This window comes from Ferroplasma sp. Type II, assembly GCF_000496155.1.
In genome coordinates this window covers 1-1,819 of record NZ_KI542760.1, presented here as the reverse complement: position 1 = coordinate 1,819, position 1,819 = coordinate 1, and the positions used below count along the sequence as shown (strand labels likewise).

Here is a 1,819-nt window from a genome sequence, read left to right as displayed (position 1 = left end):
CTCTATGAGCATTCTCCATATACAAATGCAAAAAATAGCCTGGAGGATACACTAAAAACAGAACCGAAAAAATATTTTGTCGCTTACCCGATGAGCAAAGACAGAGAATGGTACCTTATTAACTATGAAGAGCGGAGAAAGATACTTGCAGGGCATATAGGAACTGCAAGAAGTGACAAAGAAAGCCCGGGAATAGTTTCTTACACAACATACTCCTTTGGACTGGGAGATCAAGAATTTGTCGTACTTTATGAGCTTGATGACCTCGCTGCATGGTCACACGTCACAGAAAAATTACGTGAGGTAATGGCTAGAAAATGGATAATCAACGAATCGCCCATATTCGTTGGAATATACAACGGGGATAAACTGGTGGTTTAATATGCCCATAAAAAACTATTTCAGGGGATTAGATTATTTCAGTCAGCCTCTGGAGCTGGAAGATCTAACGCCAGACAAACTTCTGAACCTTAAGGATAAATATGCCCTGATCGATGTCAGAACAGGCTTTGAATACAGGCATGGCCATATAAAAGGTGCAGTACACTACAAACTGGGTGAAGAGGATATGATAGAAAAGAAATTTCCAAAGGAGGATCCCATAATTCTCATATGCAAAACAGGACACAGGAGCCGTGCAGCAGCAAACAGACTTGTAAGGCTCGGGTATAAAAAATTATATCACCTTGAAGGTGGCATGAACAGATGGAGAAAAGAAAAATTCCCTGAGGAAAAATAATTTATGCGAGTCCTAGCTGTTCCAGTTCATTCTTTTCCTTAGATTTCTTTTTCAAAATATATCTTGTTATATAACCGGCAATAGCATTTGCCGTTTTTTTGGTCACAGTTTTCTCTATGAAACTGTGTAAAATTTCCTTATTGTGATTGAAATCCTCATTGAAAAGATCCTTGTTATTATCAACTAATTCTTCTGCTATTCTTTTTATGTTAGACGGCCTTATACTTCCCATTGGCACATTATTTTATAAGCATATATAAATCATTTCATTTACGCAATGCCATTTAAGATAACATAGATTTGATGGAAAATATTAGATAAATTTCTGAAATACAATAAATGAGATCTGCCAATTATATGTCAGAGGTTAAAAACTTAAACCAATTTAATATAAAAAATAATTATTCTTTAGGAGGTACAACGGTTACAGGTATGTCAGAATGGGCAATAATCCCTGAGCTGACTGATCCCAGTATAAGTTTGCTGAATCCACGTAACTTCCTTGTTCCTGTGACTATTAAATCAACTCCTTTTTCCCTGGCGGTGGTCAATACTATTTTTGGTATGTCCTCACCGTTTGAACTTATCTTAATTAGTTCATATTTTGCATCCTCTGTGTCCAGAATCTTCTTAGCCTTTTCAAGGATTTGATTCGCTGTTTTATCCTGGCCTTCATATACAGATTGAGGAATATAGGAATCAAAACTTGCACTTATCCCAACTATGGTAGGTATCACATAAACAATATAATATTCTTCTGTGGTGCATTTCAATCCAAGAGCGTACTTAAGTGCTTCTCTGGCCCCTCCCGACCCATCATATGATACTAAAATTTTCATATAAAATAATATGGTAAGACTATTTAAAGTTATTTAATAATGATGTTGCATATATTGAAACAGTGAAATTATACCATGTTTAACCATAAATAAAGGCTTAACAATAAAATAGGTATTTATATTAAAAAATAATACCAAATATACATTTATATTTGAGGTGACATATTGAAACGAAGTTCAAGAGACTGGAAGAAAAAAGGAAACATGCGTTGGAAATGGAGAAAAAAGAGGGGATCCTCAG

At 35.2% G+C, this 1,819-nt stretch carries 4 protein-coding genes; 2 read left to right on the top strand and 2 right to left on the bottom strand.

Annotation, left to right across the window (positions count from 1 at the left end):
* Together AMDU4_RS10180 and AMDU4_RS10175 are read left to right on the top strand one after the other, a co-directional pair.
* Positions 1–381 (top strand): chlorite dismutase family protein (locus tag AMDU4_RS10180; RefSeq protein WP_290704995.1); only part of this gene is annotated, 381 nt, incomplete at its 5' end.
* Between the two features lies 1 nt (position 382).
* Positions 383–739: a rhodanese-like domain-containing protein gene (locus tag AMDU4_RS10175; protein ID WP_021785995.1), complete on the top strand. Its 357-nt coding sequence runs from the start codon at positions 383–385 to the stop codon at positions 737–739.
* 1 nt (position 740) lies between these two features.
* Here AMDU4_RS10175 and AMDU4_RS10170 read toward each other — a convergent pair whose 3' ends face one another.
* Entirely contained in the window at positions 741–971 is a 231-nt protein-coding gene (locus AMDU4_RS10170; protein WP_021785994.1) for a 30S ribosomal protein S17e, read from the bottom strand.
* Positions 972–1,140: 169 nt separating this feature from the next.
* A complete protein-coding gene (locus tag AMDU4_RS10165) occupies positions 1,141–1,578 on the bottom strand; it encodes a universal stress protein (RefSeq protein ID WP_021785993.1) in 438 nt (145 codons plus the stop codon).
* Positions 1,579–1,819 lie beyond the last annotated feature (241 nt).

Coding starts and splice junctions, on each gene's coding strand:
- AMDU4_RS10165 (WP_021785993.1), bottom strand. CDS start 1,578: ATGAAAATTTTAGTATCATATGATGGGTCGGGAGGGGCCAGAGAAGCA.
- AMDU4_RS10175 (WP_021785995.1), top strand. CDS start 383: ATGCCCATAAAAAACTATTTCAGGGGATTAGATTATTTCAGTCAGCCT.
- AMDU4_RS10170 (WP_021785994.1), bottom strand. CDS start 971: ATGGGAAGTATAAGGCCGTCTAACATAAAAAGAATAGCAGAAGAATTA.